We start from the raw sequence: 19,397 nt of genomic DNA, 5'->3' as shown, positions 1-19,397 counted from the left end.
ATGAAAACAGAATCTCCTTTACAGAAAATCATCCATCCTTTATTTGAGAAGCATCAACTCTCTGTTTCGATCAAACGAGACGACATTATTCATCCGATAATATCTGGCAACAAATGGCGTAAATTAAAATTTAACTTACGCCACGCCCAAGCACATAACTATATTGGTGTGATAAGTTTTGGTGGTAGTTTTTCTAATCATATTCACGCCCTCGCCTTTGCTTGCCATCAGCAGGGGTTAAAAAGTATCGGCATTATTCGTGGTGAAAAAGAATATGCGAGTAATTTCACCCTCTCGATGGCGCAACAATGGGGCATGGAACTGCACTTTGTTGACAGAAAATCCTATCGACTTCGTGAAAACAAGGAGTACTTAGATCAATTACAACTCACATACCCTGGCTATTTAATTGTGCCTGAAGGCGGCAGTAACACCTTAGCATTAGCTGGCGTTGGCGAAGTCATAACTGAATTAAATCAACAATGTGAATTTGATACTTTAGTAACGCCTGTGGGTAGTGGTGGTACATTAGCCGGACTTATAAAAGCAGATAATAATCAGCATAATCTTTTAGGGATTGGCGTATTAAAGCAAGATGGTTACTTAACAGAACAAGTAAATAGCCTGCTCGGTGATAATCTACATTTCAATAATTGGCAAATAATGCCAGAATTTCACCGTGGCGGTTATGCTAAATTTAGTAAAGAAGATGCGGAAAAAATATTAAGCTTTAGCCAACAAACAGGTTTCATTTTTGAACCTGTATACTCAGGAAAAATGATTTTAGCGTTATTAGACCTAATAGATCAGCAGTACTTTCCTAAAGGACATCGCCTCGTCTTATTACATACTGGTGGTTTACAAGGTATTGGCGGTTTAATTGAACGAGGTTTACTTAACGCTAACGACTGGAGTATGCCTACTTTTTGATGATATTTTAGAGGGGAATTATTTTACAGTGATAATTTTCAGGCATAAATATTTATACTATCGGAAACAATAGGCAAAAAAATACCGCTATTCTTAAAAAGAAATAACGGTATTTTATCAACGTAATTTAGCGAACTAAATTAAGCTTCAGCGATAACAACAACTTTAATGTTAGTATCAACATCGTTGTGTAAGTGAATTGCGATTTCGAATTCACCCGTTTCACGGATTGTACCTAAAGGCATACGTACTTGAGCTTTCGCTACTTCAACGCCTGCTTCAGTAATTGCATCAGCAATATCTTTAGTACCGATAGAACCGAATAATTTGCCTTCTTCACCCGCAGATGATGCGATAGTGATTTCAGCCAATTCAACGATTTTAGCAGCTTTAGCTTCAGCAGCTTTTAAAGTTGCTGCTAATGCTGTTTCAATTTCAGCACGACGTGCTTCAAAATGTTCAACGTTAGCTTCAGATGCAAAAACTGCTTTACCTTGCGGTAATAAGAAGTTACGTGCATAACCAGATTTAACTGATACCTTGTCACCAAGGCCGCCTAATTTGGCGATTTTATCAAGAAGTATTACTTCCATTTTCAAAACCCCTTTTTAGGTTACTTATGTAAATCAGTATATGGTAATAAAGCTAAGTAACGAGCACGCTTGATCGCACGACCAAGTTGACGTTGATATTTAGCGGCAGTACCAGTAATACGGCTAGGAACGATTTTACCACTTTCAGTGATATAGTTTTTCAGTGTAGCAATATCTTTATAATCGATAGAGGTAGCACCTTCCGCTGTGAAGCGGCAGAACTTACGACGTCTAAAAAAACGAGACATGGATTTCTCCTAAATATGGTGTCTTTATTGGGTAGATTAACCAACCAAAAAAACCACCTTAATTAATCATTTCAATATGTTGAGCATGTAAGACAAGAAGTGGGTTACCATTTCTTGATTCATGACGGTTTATAAAACCAGTCACTTTGAGCTTACTGCCCGCAATTAAATCACGAGTTAAGTTTTGTGACAGCTCACCTGTTGCGACAACCTGTATCCGGACAAATGCTTGTCGGTTCATGCCAGCTTCATTTTGTATGGACTTATGGTCCATTGAAAACTGACAATGCTGAATACCTGCAGGGCTTGTTGATTTTTTCGGTGGTTTTACCACTTCACCTACCAACACAAGGCAATTCTCATAAAGAGAGTTTGTCACGAGTTACTTATTCGCTCGCAGCTTCTTCTGTAGTTTCAGTAGCAACTGGTGCTTCTGTAACAGCTGGAGCATCTTTCTTAACTTCGCGGCGATCGTCGCGACGTTCTTCTTTAGCAGCAGCCATTGCTGACGCTTCTGTTACTGCGTCTTTAGTACGCATGATCATGTTACGAATAACAACATCATTGTAACGGAAAGCTGTTTCAAGCTCATCAATAACTGCTTGTGGCGCTTCAATGTTTAATAAAACATAGTGTGCTTTGTGCAATTTATTGATTGGGTATGCTAATTGGCGACGGCCCCAGTCTTCAAGACGGTGGACTTTGCCTTCAGCAGCATTGATCAAGTCTGTATAGCGCTGGATCATGCCAGGTACTTGTTCACTCTGATCAGGGTGAACCATAAATACGATTTCGTAATGACGCATTACGAGCTCCTTACGGTTGTAGCCTCATTAGCTGGCTCAGCCAAACACCAGAAAGAGGCAAGGAACAAAAAGTTCGGGCTGAATTAAGGTCGCGAAGTGTAGTAAATATAAGCAGCGAAGGCAAGATAAATATAATGATACAGGGCAATAAACAAAAAAATCACCAAGAAAATGACTTCTTTGATGATTTTATTGAGGTTTAAAGCTGTGGCACAACTTAACTACCATAAATGTAGGTAAGCATTAACGGCGTTGGCGTACTATTTCAAACAAACAAATGCCGGTAGCAACAGAAACATTTAAACTTGAAACACTGCCAGCCATAGGTAATTTAACTAATTGATCACAGTTTTCACGGGTTAATCGACGCATACCTTTGCCTTCTGCGCCCATCACTAATGCCATTGGGCCAGCTAATTTCTCATCGTACAAACAATGATCCGTTTCTCCTGCTGTACCAATAATCCAAACACCATTGTCTTGCAACTGTTTCATCGTACGTACTAAATTTGTCACTTGTACCAATGGCACGGTTTCAGCTGCACCAACAGCAACCTTACGCACTGTTGCTGTTAAGCGGGCCGCATTATCTTTTGGAACAATAATAGCCTGTACACCGGCCGCATCTGCATTTCTAAGACACGCACCAAGATTATGAGGATCGGTGACACCATCAAGAATTAATAAAAAGGGTGTTTCATCTTTTTGTTTGGCTTGGGCTAGAATATCAACGAGATCATTTTCGGTGTAAGTTTTTCCTTGGGTAATACGTGCTAAGACGCCTTGATGCTGTTCGCCATCACTTTTTTCATCAAGGACCTTACGGCTAACAAGCTGGGTGGATATGTCATACTTTTTTGACAAATTAATGATCGTCATTAACCGTTCATCTTCACGACCTTTTAATAAAAAAAGCTCAATAAAGCGTTCTGGAGCACGTTTAATTAATTCATTAACAGCATGAATGCCAAATACTAATTCGTCTTGTTTTGCCATGTTATTCTCTTTTCAACTTCTTCTTTAATTACTCTATATCGAGCTTCATTACGTATCGGTCGAACGTTAATCGTTACGACTTTTTAACCGATATTACTCAGCCGTTTTACGAGCATTTTTACCTGGACGTTTTTTTCGTGCGGTACGCTTTTTAGCTTTTGATTTTTCTGTTTTCTTGTCTTTTGGCTTTTTAGGCGCTCCTTTGTCGCTAGTTCCCTTGGGCCTATTAAAGCCCTGATCGGCGTTTTTTCTCAGCCCTGTACTTTTAGCTTTCGATTTACCATCAGGTTTACCACTACTTTTCGGGGCTTGTTCACCCGACAAAACGAGATCTATTTTTTTCTCATCCAAGTTTACTGCGGCAACATTAACTTCTAAAACATCACCAATACGATATTTAGTGCCCGAACGTTCACCGCTCAAACACATGCGAACATCATCAAAGTGATAATAGTCATGCCCTAAAGAGGTTATATGAATTAAGCCTTCGATATGTAAATCGGTTAAGCGTACAAATAGACCAAAATTAGTAACGGTTGAAATAACACCGGTGAAAGTATCACCAACGTGATCTTGCATAAATTCGCATTTCAACCAATCAGCAACATCACGAGTCGCATCATCAGCACGACGTTCGGTCATTGAACAATGCTCTCCTAGTTCAATAACTTCTTCAGGTGAGTATTGGTAAAATCCGGCATTCGCTTCATTACTTTCGTTAGCGCTTTGTGCTTGCTTTGCCAGAATCGCTTTAATCACTCGATGAATAACCAAATCTGGATAACGACGAATTGGCGAAGTAAAATGACTATAAGACTCGAGTGCTAAACCAAAATGTCCTAAATTTTCACTTTGATAAACTGCTTGGCGCATAGAGCGCAGCAACATGGTTTGGATCAACTCTTGGTCTGGACGACCTTGAACATGGTTTAAAATATTAGCGTAATCAGCAGGTTCAGGTTGCTCTCGTGTTGGCAAGGATATGCCGAGTTCAGTTAAATAACTGACAAAGTTTTTATACTTATCTTCACTCGGTTTGTCATGAACACGGAATAAGCCCGGCATTTGGTGTTTTTCTACAAATTTTGCCGTTGCCACATTCGCTAAAACCATACATTCTTCAATGATTTTATGCGCATCGTTACGAATAAGCGGCACAATCGATTCTATTTTACGATCACTATTAAACAAAAATAGAGACTCGGAGGTTTCAAAGGCAATGGCACCACGATTAGTTCGCGAGGTCTTTAATGCTAAATACATTTGATATAAATTTTCTAAATCGCCGACTAATGGCTGATATTGTTCGCGCAACGCTGCCTTTTCGGTTGCGTCTTCACCCGATAGAATTGCTGCTACTTTACTATAAGTAAAACGAGCATGTGAGCGCATAACCGCAGAGTAGAACTTACTACCCGACAACTCACCTGACGCACTGATAGTCATTTCACAAACCATACATAAACGGTCAACATCAGGGTTTAATGAACATAAACCGTTAGATAGTTTTTCCGGTAACATAGGAATAACTTGGCTCGGGAAATACACCGAATTACCACGAGATATAGCTTCATCATCAAGCGCTGTACCATTACGTACGTAGTAACTTACGTCGGCTATAGCCACCCATAAACGCCAGCCACCGGATTCTTCAGGCTGACAGTAAACAGCATCATCAAAATCTCTGGCGTCTTCGCCATCTATAGTAACTAGCGGTAAGTCACGTAAATCAACTCGTGAAATTTTTGCTTCGTCTTCGACTTCGTCTGCTATTGTTGCAACTTCTTCAATAACGCTAGAAGACCATTCGTGCGGTAAATCATGCTCACGTAGAGCAATGTCAATTTCCATGCCTGGTGCTAAATGGTCACCTAAGACTTCAATCACTTCACCTACGGCATTATTGCGTTTTGATGGGCGATGCAGAACATTGACCACCACCATTTGTCCGTGGCGTGCACCAAGCTTACTTTCGGGTTCAATCAAAATATCTTGTTTAATACGCGCATCGTCTGGAACAATATAAGCGATACCATGTTCAACATAGAAACGGCCAACAATACCGGCTTTACGCGGTTCAATGACTTCAATTATTTTAATTTCTTGTCGGCCTTTACGATCGGTACGATCCACTAAAATAGCGCTAACAATATCACCATGGAATACCCGTTGCATTTCATGAGATGAAATATAAAAATCTTTGCCTGGCTTCTCACCTTTAGCAATGTCAGGTATAAAAAAGCCAAAACCATCACGATGACCGGTAACTTTACCCGTGATCAAACTATTTTTGGCAGGAATGACATATTGCTTAAGTTTATTAAAAACAAGCTGACCTGCATTTTCCATAGCACGCAAACGTCGTTTTACGCCAACATGATGCGTTTCATCATGATAATTCAAAGCTTTGCATATCGCTTTAAAATTAAGTGGCACAGCAGAGTTTTCTATTACTGATAATAGTAATTCTCGACTCGCCACTGGATTGTCGTATTTTTGTGCTTCGCGTTTTTGATGAGGATCTTTCAGGGGATAAACTCGATTAATGTGTTAATACAGCAATTATATACCTATACCCGTTACCATTCAAAGCGTTGGTTTTAAGTGGTAATTAAAAACGCTGTTGATAGACATTAATTTTATCGAATGATGATGCTTTTTTAAAATTTAATAACGCAATATAAATCGTTTAGTCCCATGTTAATTATGGGATTTACTAGCTAAAGCTATTAAGAGAGTAATGCGATAAAAAATGTCATCACATGAAAAACAGCTTAAAATTTACCTTCTTTGGCTGAATTAACAACATGCTCCGGCATTTTATCTGCCAACGCTGATAATATTTTTGCAATTTGCTGATGAATTTTTTTATCATCGGTAACTGAGTGATGAAGTTGTGTATATAACTCTGGGTAGTCTAATGGACTACCATAGCCTTGTGCATAAATATCCGCTAAACGGATCTGTGCTTTTAAATTATTTACTGCCGCGGCTTCTTTGAGATAAAACATTGCTTTTTCTACATCAACCTGCATAAATTTACCGGTATGGTAGTAACGCCCCAGTTGTTCAAGTGCCTCAGGCAAAGCTTGGTCTGCAGCATTTTTCATAAAGTGAAGTCCAAGCGGCACATCTTTTTTAACACAGACACCATACGCTAGCATATCCCCCCAAAGAAATTGGTACGAAGGGTATTCTGATTTAGTGGCTCGTGCTTCAATGTCTTGTACAAGCTGACATTCGTCGAGCACAACTTGCCCCAAATGTTTATTCTCTTTAATCAAACCCAAAAGCTGGTTATCTGTATAAATTTGCACTGCTTCAAGTTTTTGACCATAGCAGGTATTACTTATAAAAAATAACAACGCTAAAATTACTAATAAAAATCGCATAAATGACAATCCAAAAATTCAAAAAAATATATAAGCATTAACTTATTATCGGCTGAACATAAAAAAGGTTAAGTAATAAAGACTGACATTTTTTTGTTGCCAACATCCTCTCTTATCAACGATTAAAGATTAAGCAATATTAATACCATTATCTCAACTACCTTAGCGTTTAAAAGTGATGTTTTAGTAAATATAGCGATTAACAAAGGGGACCTGACTAAGCCCTTGCACAATAGCTCTGAAAAGAACACAATTAAAACGGTTTCATAAAACAAGAAATGATTATGTCAGAATTAGAAATTGAGCAACTAATCGCCAACTCAAAAGCTAATGAAAACATTGCACTAAAGCTATTTGAAATAGAAAAAGAAGTACTTGAAAGTAAATCTTGTGAAGAACTTATCCAACGTTTGTTGAACTCCATACAACAAAAATTTGATATCACTGAGATTACTTTACTTTTGGTTGAACCAACACCGATCAGCTATTTATTCAATGAACGATTGCAATCGAATTGGCAACAACGACATAGTAACAAAATATCTTTAGAGCAGCTAAAAGCTTTTCATCATGACAGTAAACCTTTCCTAACGAATGATTTAGATAATTTACCTGCTGTTATACCTCCTGAATTACTTATAGAAGCACAATCTATTGCGCTTATTCCCTTAATACTAGAAGGGCAACTTTTTGGTAGCCTATTGTTTTCTGATAGAGATAAAAGTCGCTTTAGTAATATACTCGGCACCTTTCATTTAGAGCAACTCGCTACTAAAGTAAGTTTGTGCTTATCCAATGTGCTCATTCGAGAGCAACTTGAATACATGGCACATTATGATCGCTTAACCGGTGTTGCCAACCGTCGTTTAATGGAAATTTTTATTGCTGAGGAGTTAGTACGACAGCAAAGGTATGGCGTTCCCTTTTCACTATTATTTGTTGATTGTGATGATTTCAAACAAGTTAATGACCGATACGGTCATGATTGTGGTGATAGAGTACTGGCTTATATAGCGACAAATTTACAAGGATTAATAAGAGAAAATGACCGCTGTTTTCGTTTCGCAGGCGATGAATTTGTTGTGGTATTGGCAAGCCAAAAATACCAAGAAGCAGAACTAGCAGCAAAACGTTTAAGCGAGTTTTTTATTAAAAACCCTATTCCTTATCAACAAGCAGTTTTACCCGTTACAATAACCTGTGGGGTAGCAGCAAGTGATGGTAAATGTTCGATGGACGAACTGCTAAAAGAGGCGGATACCCATTTATATCAACTAAAGAATAATAGAAAACAGCTGCTAGTTTAACGAGTATATTATTTATGATTGTTGAAATTGAAATTTCAGGATTATTAAAAGGGCATTATGTGGTTGATATCGCCAAACAACGAGGCGCATACAGCTTAACAACCCCTGGCCATATAAAAAATATCAAGGTTATAGCTAATTTGCGTAGCAGGGGCGTCGAAAGTTTATTAATTGATACCAGCAAAACACTCACCTTCGATGCCGATAATAATATTGTTGGTCGTATAAAAGAGACGCCCTTACCAGCAAGTAATAAATCCCCCATTATCTTAGAGATAAGCAAAGCGAAAAAACTCTTTAATCAATCGAAAGAGATTCAACGGCAAGTATTTTCAGATGCTCAACAAGGACGAAATATAAACCTAACACCCGTTATTGAAATAACGAATAAAACCATTGATACCGTATTTAAAAATGCGGATGCCTTAGCCTGTGTGATCAATATCAGGAAAAAAGATGAGTACTTACTCGAGCATTCAGTATCAGTTTCTGTATTAATGACGATTTTTGCGCGCTTTTTAAAAATAGACAAAAAAATAATTCAGTTACTTTCAGTTGGTGCTTTTTTACATGATGTCGGTAAAATTAATATCCCAGATAGCATTTTAAATAAACCGGGTAAGTTAACAGAAGCTGAATTTACCATTATGAAAAGCCACGTAAACCATTCGATAAAAATAATAGAGTCGACGCCGGGTATTTCCGAATTGAGTCTTGAAGTTGCTGCACTCCACCATGAGAAGCTCGACGGCACTGGCTACCCTTATAACATCCCTAAAGAAAAAATTACGAAATATGGTCGGATGATTGCCATTTGTGACATTTTTGATGCCCTAACCGCCAACCGTTGTTATAAAGAAGGTTATAGCCATATAAAAGCATTTAGTATTTTACGAAGTTTGGCGCAAAAAGAGCATTTAGATCAGCGTTTAGTCGACTTATTTATCAAGTGTATGGGTATTTATCCTGTTGGTTCATTAGTCGAGTTGAGTTCCAATAAACTGGCTATTGTCGAAAGCAGAAATGATGGCGATCCAATCAATCCTAATGTGCGTTCATTCTATAATTCTCTAGATGGCCGTTACGTAATGGCTGAAGATATAAATTTATCCGACAATGAAGACTTTATTGTTCGAGGGGTAAGGGCCGATGATTTTGATCTAGATATGAACAAAATCATCGAATTTCTTTTAATGGAAGGGTAAAGGTCTTAAACCTTAAACTTCGATGTTGCCTTCTGTAATTGAATGGCATTTTTATCAACTAAATGAGCCACATTACCAATCTCTTCGATCGCCGTTTGAGTCGTTCCAAAACTGTTATACATCTGCTCTATATTATTAACAACGGTCTCAGCAACGCAAGATTGCTCTTCTGTTGCCGTAGCAATTTGGCTGTTCATTGAACTAATATGACCAATTTGTTCTTTTATATTTGTTAAAGATTTATCAACGGCAAGTGATATTTCCTCATTGGTATTTGCTTTTTCTCGCGCTAATCCCATGGTACTTACCGATTGGTCAGCCGCTGAAATGAGCTTATCTAGTAAACCACGAATCTCAGTAGTAGATAACGCTGTTCTCGAAGCTAAACTTCTAACTTCATCGGCAACTACAGCAAAGCCTCGGCCTTGCTCGCCCGCTCGAGCCGCTTCAATGGCAGCATTTAACGCTAATAAATTTGTCTGTTCGGCGATTCCATTAATAACATCAAGAATTTTATTCATGTTCTGCGAGTCTTTAGCGAGCCTATCAACCACATCCGCTGCATTACCAATTTCGTGGACTAATTCACCTGAGATAAGTAAAGAACGCTGAACATTCTCCATGCCTCGATTAACTTCTGCTTCTCCAGAACCTGCAGCATTTGCGGCTTCTGCGGCAGACTTAGCAATATCAGTAACACTAAATTGCATTTCAACCATAGATTGTTTTGTTATTTCAGCCACTTCTGCTTGGCTTTGTACATTAGCATCAACATCACGTACCTTTTCAGCCAATTGTTCAGCACTTTTGGTAAGGGGTGGCACAACATCAATGACATCTGAAACAATACCTCTTAGTAACTGAGTAAAAGCATTAAAGTTCTTAACAACACTGCCTAACTCATCCTGACTCATGACTTCAATCTGGTTGGTTAAATCACCATCACCTTCTGCCAGTTCTTTTAAAGAAGCATCAATATTTAATACTGAATGACTAATTGAACGTGCGATGACGATACTCAATAGTGACATCATAACCAAAAGTAAAATACCCACTAAAATACTTAAATCTCTTGAGTCACTAGAGTTAGCCACTGTTTCTTCAAGCAAGGTATTAAATACTTTAGCCGCCTTTTCTTTTTCCTGGGCTAAGCGGTCAGTAACCTTTTGGTAAATATCTGCTTTATTATCAATACTGGTCTTTGTTGAGGCCAATTGAAAATCGATTTCTTCCTTGATAAATCCTACTGAAATATTTCGCGCGATGTCATTATACTCGTTGCTTAATGAGACCAGAGTAGAAGTATCGGAAAATGAGGGTTCAAGTGAATCAATACGCGTTAAATTACCGGTTAACACCGTAACGAACTGACTAGCTTGATCAACTAACTCTTCATCACCAAAAGAGACACTCTGGTTGTAGAGCTCATCTACACGTTGCCAAGTACTGACATTTTCACTGGTTAAGTTAACCAAATGAATCGTAGTATTTTGAATTTTTTGTAATAAAATTTGGTTTTTAGAGATGGCAGTAATGTTAATAAGTAAATTAATAACAAAGCTCAAAATTGCAATCGCTAGTATTGCTAATATTTTATGAAATATAGGTAATTCTTTAAAAAGCTTCATATTTATCCTAATCGTAAATGGCGTACGATGCACCGTACATTGTTAAAATACTCAAATAATAAGCCCTACGGGCCTTCAATAATTTTTAACTACTTTTACATTAGCATTTTCTTAAGTTGAGCTTAAATGAAACTCAATGACTAGACTCCGTTCTACACAATGCTCTAAATCTGCTAGAAGTGCTTATCAAGCATACACTCCACAAGAAAGTCTGTTGTTATTCAATCGCTAGGCTAAGTTCAACTTATTATAAATCATAAGGTGATTAGCTGGATACGTTTTTAGTAATCTCATGATAAATGGCTGTAGCCACCTATTACTTTACCAGCATTAACGCTAGTAAACACCAAAGATTAATTCACCTTTTTTAATAAAACTGAAAATAAGGCACAGTGAAGGTACTATTCATTTACTCTCGTGGAGCACTTTAGAGAACTTCTTCTGTTGACTATGAGTAAGTATATTTATTAAAAGTTAAGTTTATAGTTCTAATAAAATCAAGAAAACAATAAATGTTTCTTATACTTGTACGAATAGAAGAGCAAGTGTCGTGAGCTAAATAAAAAGAATAAGGGATTATATTTACGAAGTGATGAATAATGAGTCGCGAAAAATCAGCCTTAACTTTTCACGACTCCTCATATTATTTTCTAAAGTTAATTCCTGACTGGGCTGAAAAATAAGCAAATAGGGTGTAAACCGCTGTTGCTTGCTTTAAGTCTTCAGGGTTCACCTTGTCCAAGGTATCGTTCTCTGTGTGGTGATAATCAAAGTACTTGGTACCATCAGGTGCAAAATTCATGCTTGGCATACCCGCAGCGCTCATCACACTCATATCTGATTGTGCTTGTGCATTATTATCGTTTGATAATTCAACGCCTAATGGCGCAAGATGCTTAGCAAGGTCGTTAATTGCCGTTAATGACTCTTTACCAACACCCGAAGTCATTTTATAAATTTGACCAACACCAAAGTCCCATTCAGCGCCAATGATATGATTATCCATATTTTTTTCATGGACCTCCATATATTTTTTTGCACCTAATAAACCCACTTCTTCAGCTGCAAAAAGAATGACGCGTATAGTGCGCTTTGGACGTATAGGTAATTGAGCAATATGGTGAGCAGAGGCAAGCATCATAGCAACACCCATACCATCATCTAATGCACCCGTACCGACATCCCAGCTGTCAAGGTGGGCTCCAATTGAGACAATTTCATCAGGAAATTCGCTACCGGTTATTTCACCAATGACATTGGCAGAAACAGCTGTTATTTTAGCATCAGTATGGCTGGTTAATTTTAGATAAAAGCTAACCGGTTTATTACGCTTTAATTGATTAACAAGTAAGTCTGCGTCAGGATTTGAAAGCGCAGCCGCAGGAATTTTTTTCACGCCAGCCTCATAACGCATAATGCCGGTATGAGCTATACGGTTATTGTCTGTACCTACAGAACGCATAATTAATGCTGATGCCCCTTTTTTAGCGGCTACAACTGCCCCACCCACACGCGTACCTACGGCTGGACCATAGCCGTTACCGTCGATATGCTCTTCCATTTGATAAGAAACAAATGCAATTTTTCCATCTAAACTGTTATCTGGTGCCGCGATTAAGTCAGCTAAGGTTTCAAAATGTGCAACATCTCCAATCAACCCTTCTTCACTGGTAGCAATACTGCCACCAAGAGCAATGGCGACGACCTTATGAGGATAAGGCGAGATTATTTTCGCTTGTGCTTCACCACGTTGCCAAAAAGTACCCGTGACTTCTTCTGTCCACACTTTATCAAAGCCTAAAGCGTTCATTTTAGCTTGCGCCCAAATGACAGCTTTTCTATCACCTTCTGAACCCATTAATCGATGCCCCACTTCCGTGGTTAAAGATTCTAAGACTTGATAGGACAAATTAGATTGCAGAGCGGTATTTTTTAATTGTGTCAGTTGCTTAGTTTCTGATTCAGTCAGTGTTGCCGCTGAACTTGATAAAGCTAACAAAGTACTACTGAAAACAAGCGTTTTTATTACAGATTGAAAAGGCACTTTAAGCATTATATTCCCTTTTATAGATATTATTGATTGTAGAATTAATTCAGTATCAAGAATCTTGCGCCGACATGCAAATAGGTTCGCCTTAAAAAAGTGGCAAACTATCTTTATTAAAACCATTGAGCCCTAATTAAGCGAATACTGAACTTTTAAAAGATTTATAGCTCAATACTACAGCGCTAAATATAAAGTAAACAAGGAGGATTACATTTGAATAAATTAAGCAAAGGACTAACCTTCTCGATTATCTTGCATATAGCTGTACTGATCATTTTTACACAAGGGTTATCAACAGTTCCACTTAGCGCAGTAAAAAATAACGATTCGGTTAACCCTATTATTCAAGCTCGCCTATATTTTCCTTTACGGTTAAGGAAAAAAGCGATTCTTACTTCCAGCAAGGAACCGCTAGCAATTAAAGAAACCATGCCAACAGATGAAAAAAAAAGAAGTAATGAATGGTTAGAAAAAACCAATAATAGGAAGATACAGCCTGCAAAGTTATCTAAACAGCCAATTGATAAAAACGTGTTGGAGAGTAAAACATCAAGTAAAAAAATGAGTCAAACGTCACTGGAGAAGCTTAAGCAACGTTTAGATAACCAAGCCCGTGAAAACGCCGCAAACGACAGCTTAACTAAATACCTAACCAAGAAGAGTACCGTTGGCCAATCCATCACAACGTATGATCAGTTAGCCCCAGCGAAAGCAAAAATTAAAGAGGTAGATTGTAATAGCAGTAAATTGAATAGTGCGCTAAAAGCGATGTCAACCTTGCTTGGCGGCAGTATCAGGTGTAATAGCATGCCTAATTTAAAAAACTTTTTAAATAAAAGAATGGCCGTAGCTGAAAAAAAAGCACAAAAAAGCCAGTGATATTTCGCTGGCTTTTTATTAATCGCAATGTAACTAAAGAGAATTAGATTGAGAAAGAAGATCCACAACCACAGGTTGATGAAGCGTTTGGGTTATGTACTAAAAATCTACTACCTTCTAAACCTTCTATATAGTCAACTTCGCCGTCAACTAAATATTGTAAACTCATAGGATCAATAACCATAGTGACGCCTTTTTTCACAATAGTCATGTCACCGTCATTCACTTTTTCATCAAAAGTAAATCCATATGAAAACCCTGAGCAACCACCACCTGTTACATAAACACGTAATTTCAATTCCGGATTCTCTTCTTCTGTGATCAAAGATAATACTTTATTTGCGGCGGCATCGGAAAATTTTATTGGTAATTCGGGAGTTGACATATTGCTCTACTTACAAAGATGTTACGGGAGTGTCTCGCGTGTATTATCTTAAACTTGACTAATTTAGTCAAGTATTGTCTGAGATAGTAAAATTTATCAGCAAGAAGAAGAATTTAATCTGAAATATATACAAAAAATGCGCTATATAATTAAATATAGCGCATAAATTAAACCACTAACGGGTCAGTAGCTAATGGTCAATTAGTGAGTTATTTTTCTACGGTAAATAAGACCAAACATAGCAAGTAACATTAATACAAATGTTTGTGGCTCCGGCACTGCAATAGTATCTGTAGGTGGAGCAAAAGAAACTACACCTTCAATAATGTCGTTAGCACAGGTCATTGCCCAGCGAAAGGCAATTTGATTAGCTGTCGCTAATGCAGTTCCAGTAACGTCAAAGGTAAAACTCACCTTACCGTAGCCATTCCATGTTCCACCAACGGTCTTAGCATAGCTATAAGAAGTATCTGCATACCATGAAGATGAATCATGAATCTTATCAGTATGATTATTATCAGCAAGCATAACCGCTTGATCAGCACGGGCACTGTTACCATGAAGAGTCGTTGAAGAAACAACTTGATTAGCACCAAAATTCGACTTTAATTGCCCAGTTCCTGAATTAGAATTACGTGCACCACTTAAATCGTAAACGTAGTTCCAATTTGTGCCGGTATTTGAATTAGCTGCAGCGCTAGTAAAGCTGTCATCTGAGGTATTTCCTTGGGGATCCCAAGGCGATTCTCCAGTACTGTTAAAACTATTATCAGCAGCCATAAACAAATCACCAAGCCTGATGCCGTCTCTATTTATATCGTTGTAAAATGCAGTAAAGATATCAACAGATAGTGTGGTACCGACACGAGAAACAAACATTTGGTCAACGTCATATAGATAAGATTTACCATTGATGTCATTACTATGACCTTTACCTATATAATTATCTTGAATATCAGAATAACCTTTATCTGTGTACTGATTCATTATGTTTTCGGCGGTAAGTGTTGTAGCAAACCCGTTAATACTTGATACTGAAAGTGCAGCGATTGCAATCCATTTTAAACATTTCATATTTTAAACCTACTTCTAAATACTGGCATAAATAACATGTGTAATAAAAACACAAGACTATGTATAAATTTTATTTACTTATTGACCCCACCCAATTCAATATTCAAGCCAAGATTAAAAAGCCCTTTATTTTTAAGTGCATAGGATTATATTATTTTATATATCGGTTATTTTACCTAAAAGTGTAAAAAATATCGACAACTATTAAATGTACAACTTAAACAATTAAAGATCTGCTAGATATTCATAATGACTCCTAGTATCCTTAGCAATTGATTTTCATAAGAGAAATAATTAAATGGCCTCTTTGGTAAAAACGACTTTAGCCTTACTCTCCGGCACAATTTTATTGCTGAGTTCGCATGCTCTGGCTTTGCCCGATCAAAACGCAGATAAACCTTATGAAGATGCCCTAGCAAGCTTTTACCTTTCTGAACTCAATGCGGCAATTATTCATTTAAAGAATGCCTTAAAAAATGATCCTGAACATTTACCTTCTATGGTATTACTCGCCGAAGTATATATTGCTATGGGTGATGGCGCTTCGGCAGAAAATCAACTAGAAAACGCCCAAGAAAAGAATGCCGATGAAAGTAAAATACTGCCGTTAATGCTTGAAGCTTATCTTTTACAGCAAAAATATAAAAAAGTAATTAATGCGCCAATGGCTTCTATAACTCAAAAACAACAACTGAGTAAAGTTGCCGTATTGCAAGGACGTGCTTTTATAGCGATGAATAACTTAGCGCAAGCAAAAGTTTTATTCCAAGAAGCTTTAGAGTATATGCCTAGTAGTATCAAAGCCCAATTAGGCATAGCACAAGTAGAGCTGCTTAATGGAAATATGCTCCAAGCAAGAGCCTATATTGATAAAGCACTCTCTTCATCGCCAACAAACAATATCGCTTTGACAATGCTTGCTAATATAGAACAGCAAGCTGGCAATCGGATTGAATCGTTAAAAATAATTTCACAAGTTATTGAGCTAAACAATAAAGATTTTCCTGCGTTACTTACGCGAGCCAGTTTATATATTGAACTGGGTGATTTTCAACTTGCTTTAAACGACCTTGGTATAATCATCACAGAAATTCCCAATGAGCCGAAAGCAAATTATTTAAAGATAATTGCAAACAGTGCCTTAGGTAATACTGAAGAAGTTAATAAAACAACCGCTCATATCAATACCGTATTAATGGGATTACCCGAAGATATAATGAAACAGAATCCCGTGTATCTTTATTTAGCGGGTGTGATTAGTTTTCAGCAACAAGAAAATTTAAAGGCTCAAGATTTTTTGCAAAAATATATCGCTATTATTAGTGACGATATAAGAGCGTTAAAGTTAGCCGCTCAAATTGAACTCGCATTAAATAATCCCTTTCGTGCAAAAACATTATTAGTAAAATCTAAGCTAGTAACCCCTGACGACGTTGAAACATGGTCGCTTCTTGGTCAGACCTATACCGTATTAGGAGAACTACAACTTGCTGAAGATTACCTCAAAGATGTTATTGACAGTGATAAAGAAGATCCCCAACCTTTATTTGAGTTAGCAAAGTTAGAAATTTTAACAGGAAAGTTCCCACAAGCTATTACTCACCTTCAATTAGCAAAATCAATAGATGCTAATATAAGTTTTATTGTGCTGCTCGCAGAGGCCTTCCAACAAAACAATCAGTTTGAACAGGCACTAGAGCAATTAGACCTTGCGTTAATTTTACAAAGTGATGATAGCGTTTTGCACTTAAAAAAAGGTATTTTATTAGGTCAACTAGAACAGCACCTACTAGCAAAAGAATCACTAGAACAATCACTAAAGTTAAACCCTAACAACCTTAGGACACTTGTCCATTTATCAAGAATCGATGTTATAGAACAACAGCCAGAAAAAGCGATAACAAAAATAAATAAGAAAATCGTTGAACTAACAGAACCCAATTCATTTTTACTGATTGAGCTAGGTAATATACATCGCCTAACCAACAATAATAATGAAGCGTTATCAGCCTACAAAAAAGCCTACAGTGTTGATAATACTAACCCCAATGCATTAATAAATATTATTGAAATACAAGTTATGCTTGGCCAATTGAAAGAAGCGATAACCTTAACCAGTGAGTTTTTAAACAAAAACAACAAAGCAGGAAGTATTTATCTAGCACTCGCTAATTTATACATGGCAGATAAAGAATACCAAAAAGCGTTTAGTACTTTCGAATTGGCGGTTAAAAATAGTAATGATAAATCAAATGTTTATAATATTTTTGCTGATGCACAATTGTCACGCTCAGATTTTGAAGGCGCTACACTCAGCTTAAAACGATCAATTTCATGGAATGCTGAAAATCTTGACTCCCATTTAAAGTTGTTTGATATTTATCTGCAACAAAAAAACGAAACGTTAGCGCTCGATATTTTAAAGCGTATAGCCAAAAAAAGTACTAATATTATCTTTTTAAACAACCTTGAGGGTAACTTATACTTACAATTAGGAAAACTAGCCGAAGCAGAAAAAATATTTCTAGCTTCCTTGAAAAAAAGTCAAAACCGACCCGCGGTTTATGGTTTATATCGTGTATACAAACAACAAGAACAATTTTCAAAGGCGCTTGATTTATTGACCCTTTGGGTTAAAGAAAACCCAAGAGACATTACCTCTCAAATAGCAATAGCCGATACACTAGTCGCAAAAAATCAACTGCAGAGTGCTGCTAAAAAATACCAAGATTTAATTGAGGTGTTTTCTGAACTGCCAATTTTGTTGAATAATGCCGCACAAGTATTCATTAAACTGGAGCAGTTCCCTCAGGCATTAACGTATGCAAAAAAAGCAGACAAGATATTACCTGATAATGTCGCAATAATGGATACACTTGCTTGGTCTTATACCCTAAATAAACAAGCAGATTTGGCACTACCTATATTTAGACAAGTTATTGTTAAAGATTTCAACAATGCTGAAATAAAGTATCACTTAGCTGTTACTTTATATCAATTAGATCGCAAGGGTGAAGCAAAGAAATATCTAAAGGCTGCGTTAGAAAATGAAAGTACACTTCCTAACAGAGCTGCGGCTATAGCACTTATGGAAAAGCTTACTGAGGAATAGCGTGAATAATTAAAAAAAACTTGTCATTATTGAGTGTTTTTTAATAAATCATTCCAGATATAGCTCTGATCTATTCGCTGATATTTTTGCCATCTATTTTTTGGCAAAATAGCAGCTAACGCTAATTTTTCGGGTAGAAAGTTTTCAGGAAGAGTGAACTCTCCTTCAACAATTTGAAAATATTGAAAACTAAAGGATAAATCTTTCTTTGTAGATACCGATATATTACTTAACTTTAATTCGCTTGGCTTATTATCTAAACTTCCCAATAAAGTAAAATCGACATAGCCTTTAGCAAAACGCTTACGTACTTGCTGTTGCATTAACACAATTTGAAAACGAAAATGATGTGGGCTGGCTGTTGGATGGATCATCATTCGATCAATAGCCAATCCATCAGCGGTTTTTTCTGGTGCCATCACTTTTTCATAAAAAGCTAATTCTTTTTTTACTTCATAATGCTCAGACTCCATGCTTTTTAAAAGCTCTTGGGAGTGCTGATTAGCCATACGTTCAACTTCTAGCTCTACTTCAAGGGTATTAATCTGACTATTTTGCTGAACATTTTTTTCATAGAGTTTACTCAATCGCGTTTGCTGTTGTGCTAACGTTTTAACTTGATAACCATGATAAAAATTCCCAACACGATAGCCACTGTAAAGACAGATAACAATCACGAGAAGAAGTAAAAGGGCGGAACGGAATGCGCCTAAACGCACAACAACCGTATTTAGATTTATTTTTGCTAACCAATTCATTTGAAAAGTATTATGATATCCAACGAGTTAATAAATA

General features: G+C 37.1%; 17 protein-coding genes. 5 read left to right on the top strand and 12 right to left on the bottom strand.

Annotated features, from left to right (window positions below; translation table 11 throughout):
- Complete coding sequence (locus H4J57_RS05860; protein WP_182242227.1) at positions 1–930, top strand: 1-aminocyclopropane-1-carboxylate deaminase/D-cysteine desulfhydrase; 930 nt, start codon at positions 1–3, stop codon at positions 928–930.
- 140 nt (positions 931–1,070) lie between these two features.
- On the opposite strand, the gene rplI is transcribed toward H4J57_RS05860, so the two are convergent.
- The 7 genes from rplI to H4J57_RS05825 form a co-directional block, all read right to left on the bottom strand.
- Positions 1,071–1,523, bottom strand: a complete 453-nt coding sequence (gene rplI / locus H4J57_RS05855; RefSeq protein ID WP_182175428.1) for a 50S ribosomal protein L9 — start codon at positions 1,521–1,523, stop codon at positions 1,071–1,073.
- 20 nt (positions 1,524–1,543) lie between these two features.
- Positions 1,544–1,771 (bottom strand): 30S ribosomal protein S18, encoded by a 228-nt coding sequence (rpsR, locus tag H4J57_RS05850; RefSeq protein WP_070375547.1) that lies wholly within the window; start codon positions 1,769–1,771, stop codon positions 1,544–1,546.
- A 58-nt stretch (positions 1,772–1,829) separates the two neighbouring features.
- Complete coding sequence (gene priB / locus H4J57_RS05845) at positions 1,830–2,120, bottom strand: primosomal replication protein N (RefSeq protein ID WP_083277989.1); 291 nt, start codon at positions 2,118–2,120, stop codon at positions 1,830–1,832.
- 37 nt (positions 2,121–2,157) lie between these two features.
- Positions 2,158–2,577, bottom strand: coding sequence for a 30S ribosomal protein S6 (gene rpsF / locus H4J57_RS05840; protein WP_070375545.1), 420 nt, complete (start codon positions 2,575–2,577; stop codon positions 2,158–2,160).
- A 243-nt stretch (positions 2,578–2,820) separates the two neighbouring features.
- Positions 2,821–3,573 carry a 23S rRNA (guanosine(2251)-2'-O)-methyltransferase RlmB gene (rlmB, locus tag H4J57_RS05835; protein ID WP_070375544.1) on the bottom strand — a complete coding sequence of 251 codons (753 nt, stop codon included), beginning with the start codon at positions 3,571–3,573 and terminating at the stop codon, positions 2,821–2,823.
- 93 nt (positions 3,574–3,666) lie between these two features.
- Positions 3,667–6,054 carry a ribonuclease R gene (gene rnr, locus H4J57_RS05830; RefSeq protein ID WP_404842397.1) on the bottom strand — a complete coding sequence of 796 codons (2,388 nt, stop codon included), beginning with the start codon at positions 6,052–6,054 and terminating at the stop codon, positions 3,667–3,669.
- Between the two features lie 293 nt (positions 6,055–6,347).
- Positions 6,348–6,965: a tetratricopeptide repeat protein gene (locus H4J57_RS05825; protein ID WP_182221279.1), complete on the bottom strand. Its 618-nt coding sequence runs from the start codon at positions 6,963–6,965 to the stop codon at positions 6,348–6,350.
- A 284-nt stretch (positions 6,966–7,249) separates the two neighbouring features.
- Here H4J57_RS05825 and H4J57_RS05820 point away from each other — a divergent pair, with 284 nt between their 5' ends.
- Positions 7,250–8,272 carry a DUF484 family protein gene (locus H4J57_RS05820; protein WP_182242226.1) on the top strand — a complete coding sequence of 341 codons (1,023 nt, stop codon included), beginning with the start codon at positions 7,250–7,252 and terminating at the stop codon, positions 8,270–8,272.
- Positions 8,273–8,286: 14 nt separating this feature from the next.
- Positions 8,287–9,477, top strand: coding sequence for an HD-GYP domain-containing protein (locus tag H4J57_RS05815; RefSeq protein WP_182242225.1), 1,191 nt, complete (start codon positions 8,287–8,289; stop codon positions 9,475–9,477).
- 5 nt (positions 9,478–9,482) lie between these two features.
- On the opposite strand, the gene H4J57_RS05810 is transcribed toward H4J57_RS05815, so the two are convergent.
- Positions 9,483–11,105, bottom strand: coding sequence for a methyl-accepting chemotaxis protein (locus H4J57_RS05810; RefSeq protein WP_182242224.1), 1,623 nt, complete (start codon positions 11,103–11,105; stop codon positions 9,483–9,485).
- 643 nt (positions 11,106–11,748) lie between these two features.
- Positions 11,749–13,158: a M20/M25/M40 family metallo-hydrolase gene (locus H4J57_RS05805; protein ID WP_220465214.1), complete on the bottom strand. Its 1,410-nt coding sequence runs from the start codon at positions 13,156–13,158 to the stop codon at positions 11,749–11,751.
- A 207-nt stretch (positions 13,159–13,365) separates the two neighbouring features.
- On the opposite strand from H4J57_RS05805, the gene H4J57_RS05800 reads away from it, so the two are divergent.
- A complete protein-coding gene (locus H4J57_RS05800) occupies positions 13,366–14,031 on the top strand; it encodes a hypothetical protein (RefSeq protein ID WP_182242223.1) in 666 nt (221 codons plus the stop codon).
- A 43-nt stretch (positions 14,032–14,074) separates the two neighbouring features.
- On the opposite strand, the gene erpA is transcribed toward H4J57_RS05800, so the two are convergent.
- Entirely contained in the window at positions 14,075–14,416 is a 342-nt protein-coding gene (gene erpA, locus H4J57_RS05795; RefSeq protein ID WP_070375537.1) for an iron-sulfur cluster insertion protein ErpA, read from the bottom strand.
- Positions 14,417–14,617: 201 nt separating this feature from the next.
- Positions 14,618–15,490, bottom strand: a complete 873-nt coding sequence (locus H4J57_RS05790) for a PEP-CTERM sorting domain-containing protein (RefSeq protein WP_182221283.1) — start codon at positions 15,488–15,490, stop codon at positions 14,618–14,620.
- Between the two features lie 298 nt (positions 15,491–15,788).
- On the opposite strand from H4J57_RS05790, the gene prsT reads away from it, so the two are divergent.
- Positions 15,789–18,602 (top strand): XrtA/PEP-CTERM system TPR-repeat protein PrsT, encoded by a 2,814-nt coding sequence (prsT, locus tag H4J57_RS05785; RefSeq protein ID WP_182242222.1) that lies wholly within the window; start codon positions 15,789–15,791, stop codon positions 18,600–18,602.
- 26 nt (positions 18,603–18,628) lie between these two features.
- On the opposite strand, the gene H4J57_RS05780 is transcribed toward prsT, so the two are convergent.
- The gene (locus tag H4J57_RS05780) at positions 18,629–19,360 is read right to left on the bottom strand and encodes a DUF6776 family protein (RefSeq protein WP_182221285.1); all 732 of its coding nucleotides are present in this window, start codon (positions 19,358–19,360) and stop codon (positions 18,629–18,631) included.
- Between the last annotated feature and the right edge of the window lie 37 nt (positions 19,361–19,397).

This window comes from Colwellia sp. BRX8-7 (assembly GCF_014077275.1).
GTDB lineage: Bacteria > Pseudomonadota > Gammaproteobacteria > Enterobacterales > Alteromonadaceae > Colwellia_A.
This window is presented reverse-complemented; position numbering and strand designations above follow the sequence as displayed.

Bases quoted from the DNA above. Each gene is read 5' to 3' on its own strand.
- H4J57_RS05790 (WP_182221283.1), bottom strand. From the start codon at position 15,490: ATGAAATGTTTAAAATGGATTGCAATCGCTGCACTTTCAGTATCAAGT.
- erpA (WP_070375537.1), bottom strand. From the start codon at position 14,416: ATGTCAACTCCCGAATTACCAATAAAATTTTCCGATGCCGCCGCAAAT.
- rplI (WP_182175428.1), bottom strand. From the start codon at position 1,523: ATGGAAGTAATACTTCTTGATAAAATCGCCAAATTAGGCGGCCTTGGT.
- H4J57_RS05820 (WP_182242226.1), top strand. From the start codon at position 7,250: ATGTCAGAATTAGAAATTGAGCAACTAATCGCCAACTCAAAAGCTAAT.
- H4J57_RS05805 (WP_220465214.1), bottom strand. From the start codon at position 13,158: ATGCTTAAAGTGCCTTTTCAATCTGTAATAAAAACGCTTGTTTTCAGT.
- H4J57_RS05825 (WP_182221279.1), bottom strand. From the start codon at position 6,965: ATGCGATTTTTATTAGTAATTTTAGCGTTGTTATTTTTTATAAGTAAT.
- H4J57_RS05780 (WP_182221285.1), bottom strand. From the start codon at position 19,360: ATGAATTGGTTAGCAAAAATAAATCTAAATACGGTTGTTGTGCGTTTA.
- rpsR (WP_070375547.1), bottom strand. From the start codon at position 1,771: ATGTCTCGTTTTTTTAGACGTCGTAAGTTCTGCCGCTTCACAGCGGAA.
- rlmB (WP_070375544.1), bottom strand. From the start codon at position 3,573: ATGGCAAAACAAGACGAATTAGTATTTGGCATTCATGCTGTTAATGAA.
- H4J57_RS05810 (WP_182242224.1), bottom strand. From the start codon at position 11,105: ATGAAGCTTTTTAAAGAATTACCTATATTTCATAAAATATTAGCAATA.
- H4J57_RS05815 (WP_182242225.1), top strand. From the start codon at position 8,287: ATGATTGTTGAAATTGAAATTTCAGGATTATTAAAAGGGCATTATGTG.
- H4J57_RS05860 (WP_182242227.1), top strand. From the start codon at position 1: ATGAAAACAGAATCTCCTTTACAGAAAATCATCCATCCTTTATTTGAG.
- rpsF (WP_070375545.1), bottom strand. From the start codon at position 2,577: ATGCGTCATTACGAAATCGTATTTATGGTTCACCCTGATCAGAGTGAA.
- prsT (WP_182242222.1), top strand. From the start codon at position 15,789: ATGGCCTCTTTGGTAAAAACGACTTTAGCCTTACTCTCCGGCACAATT.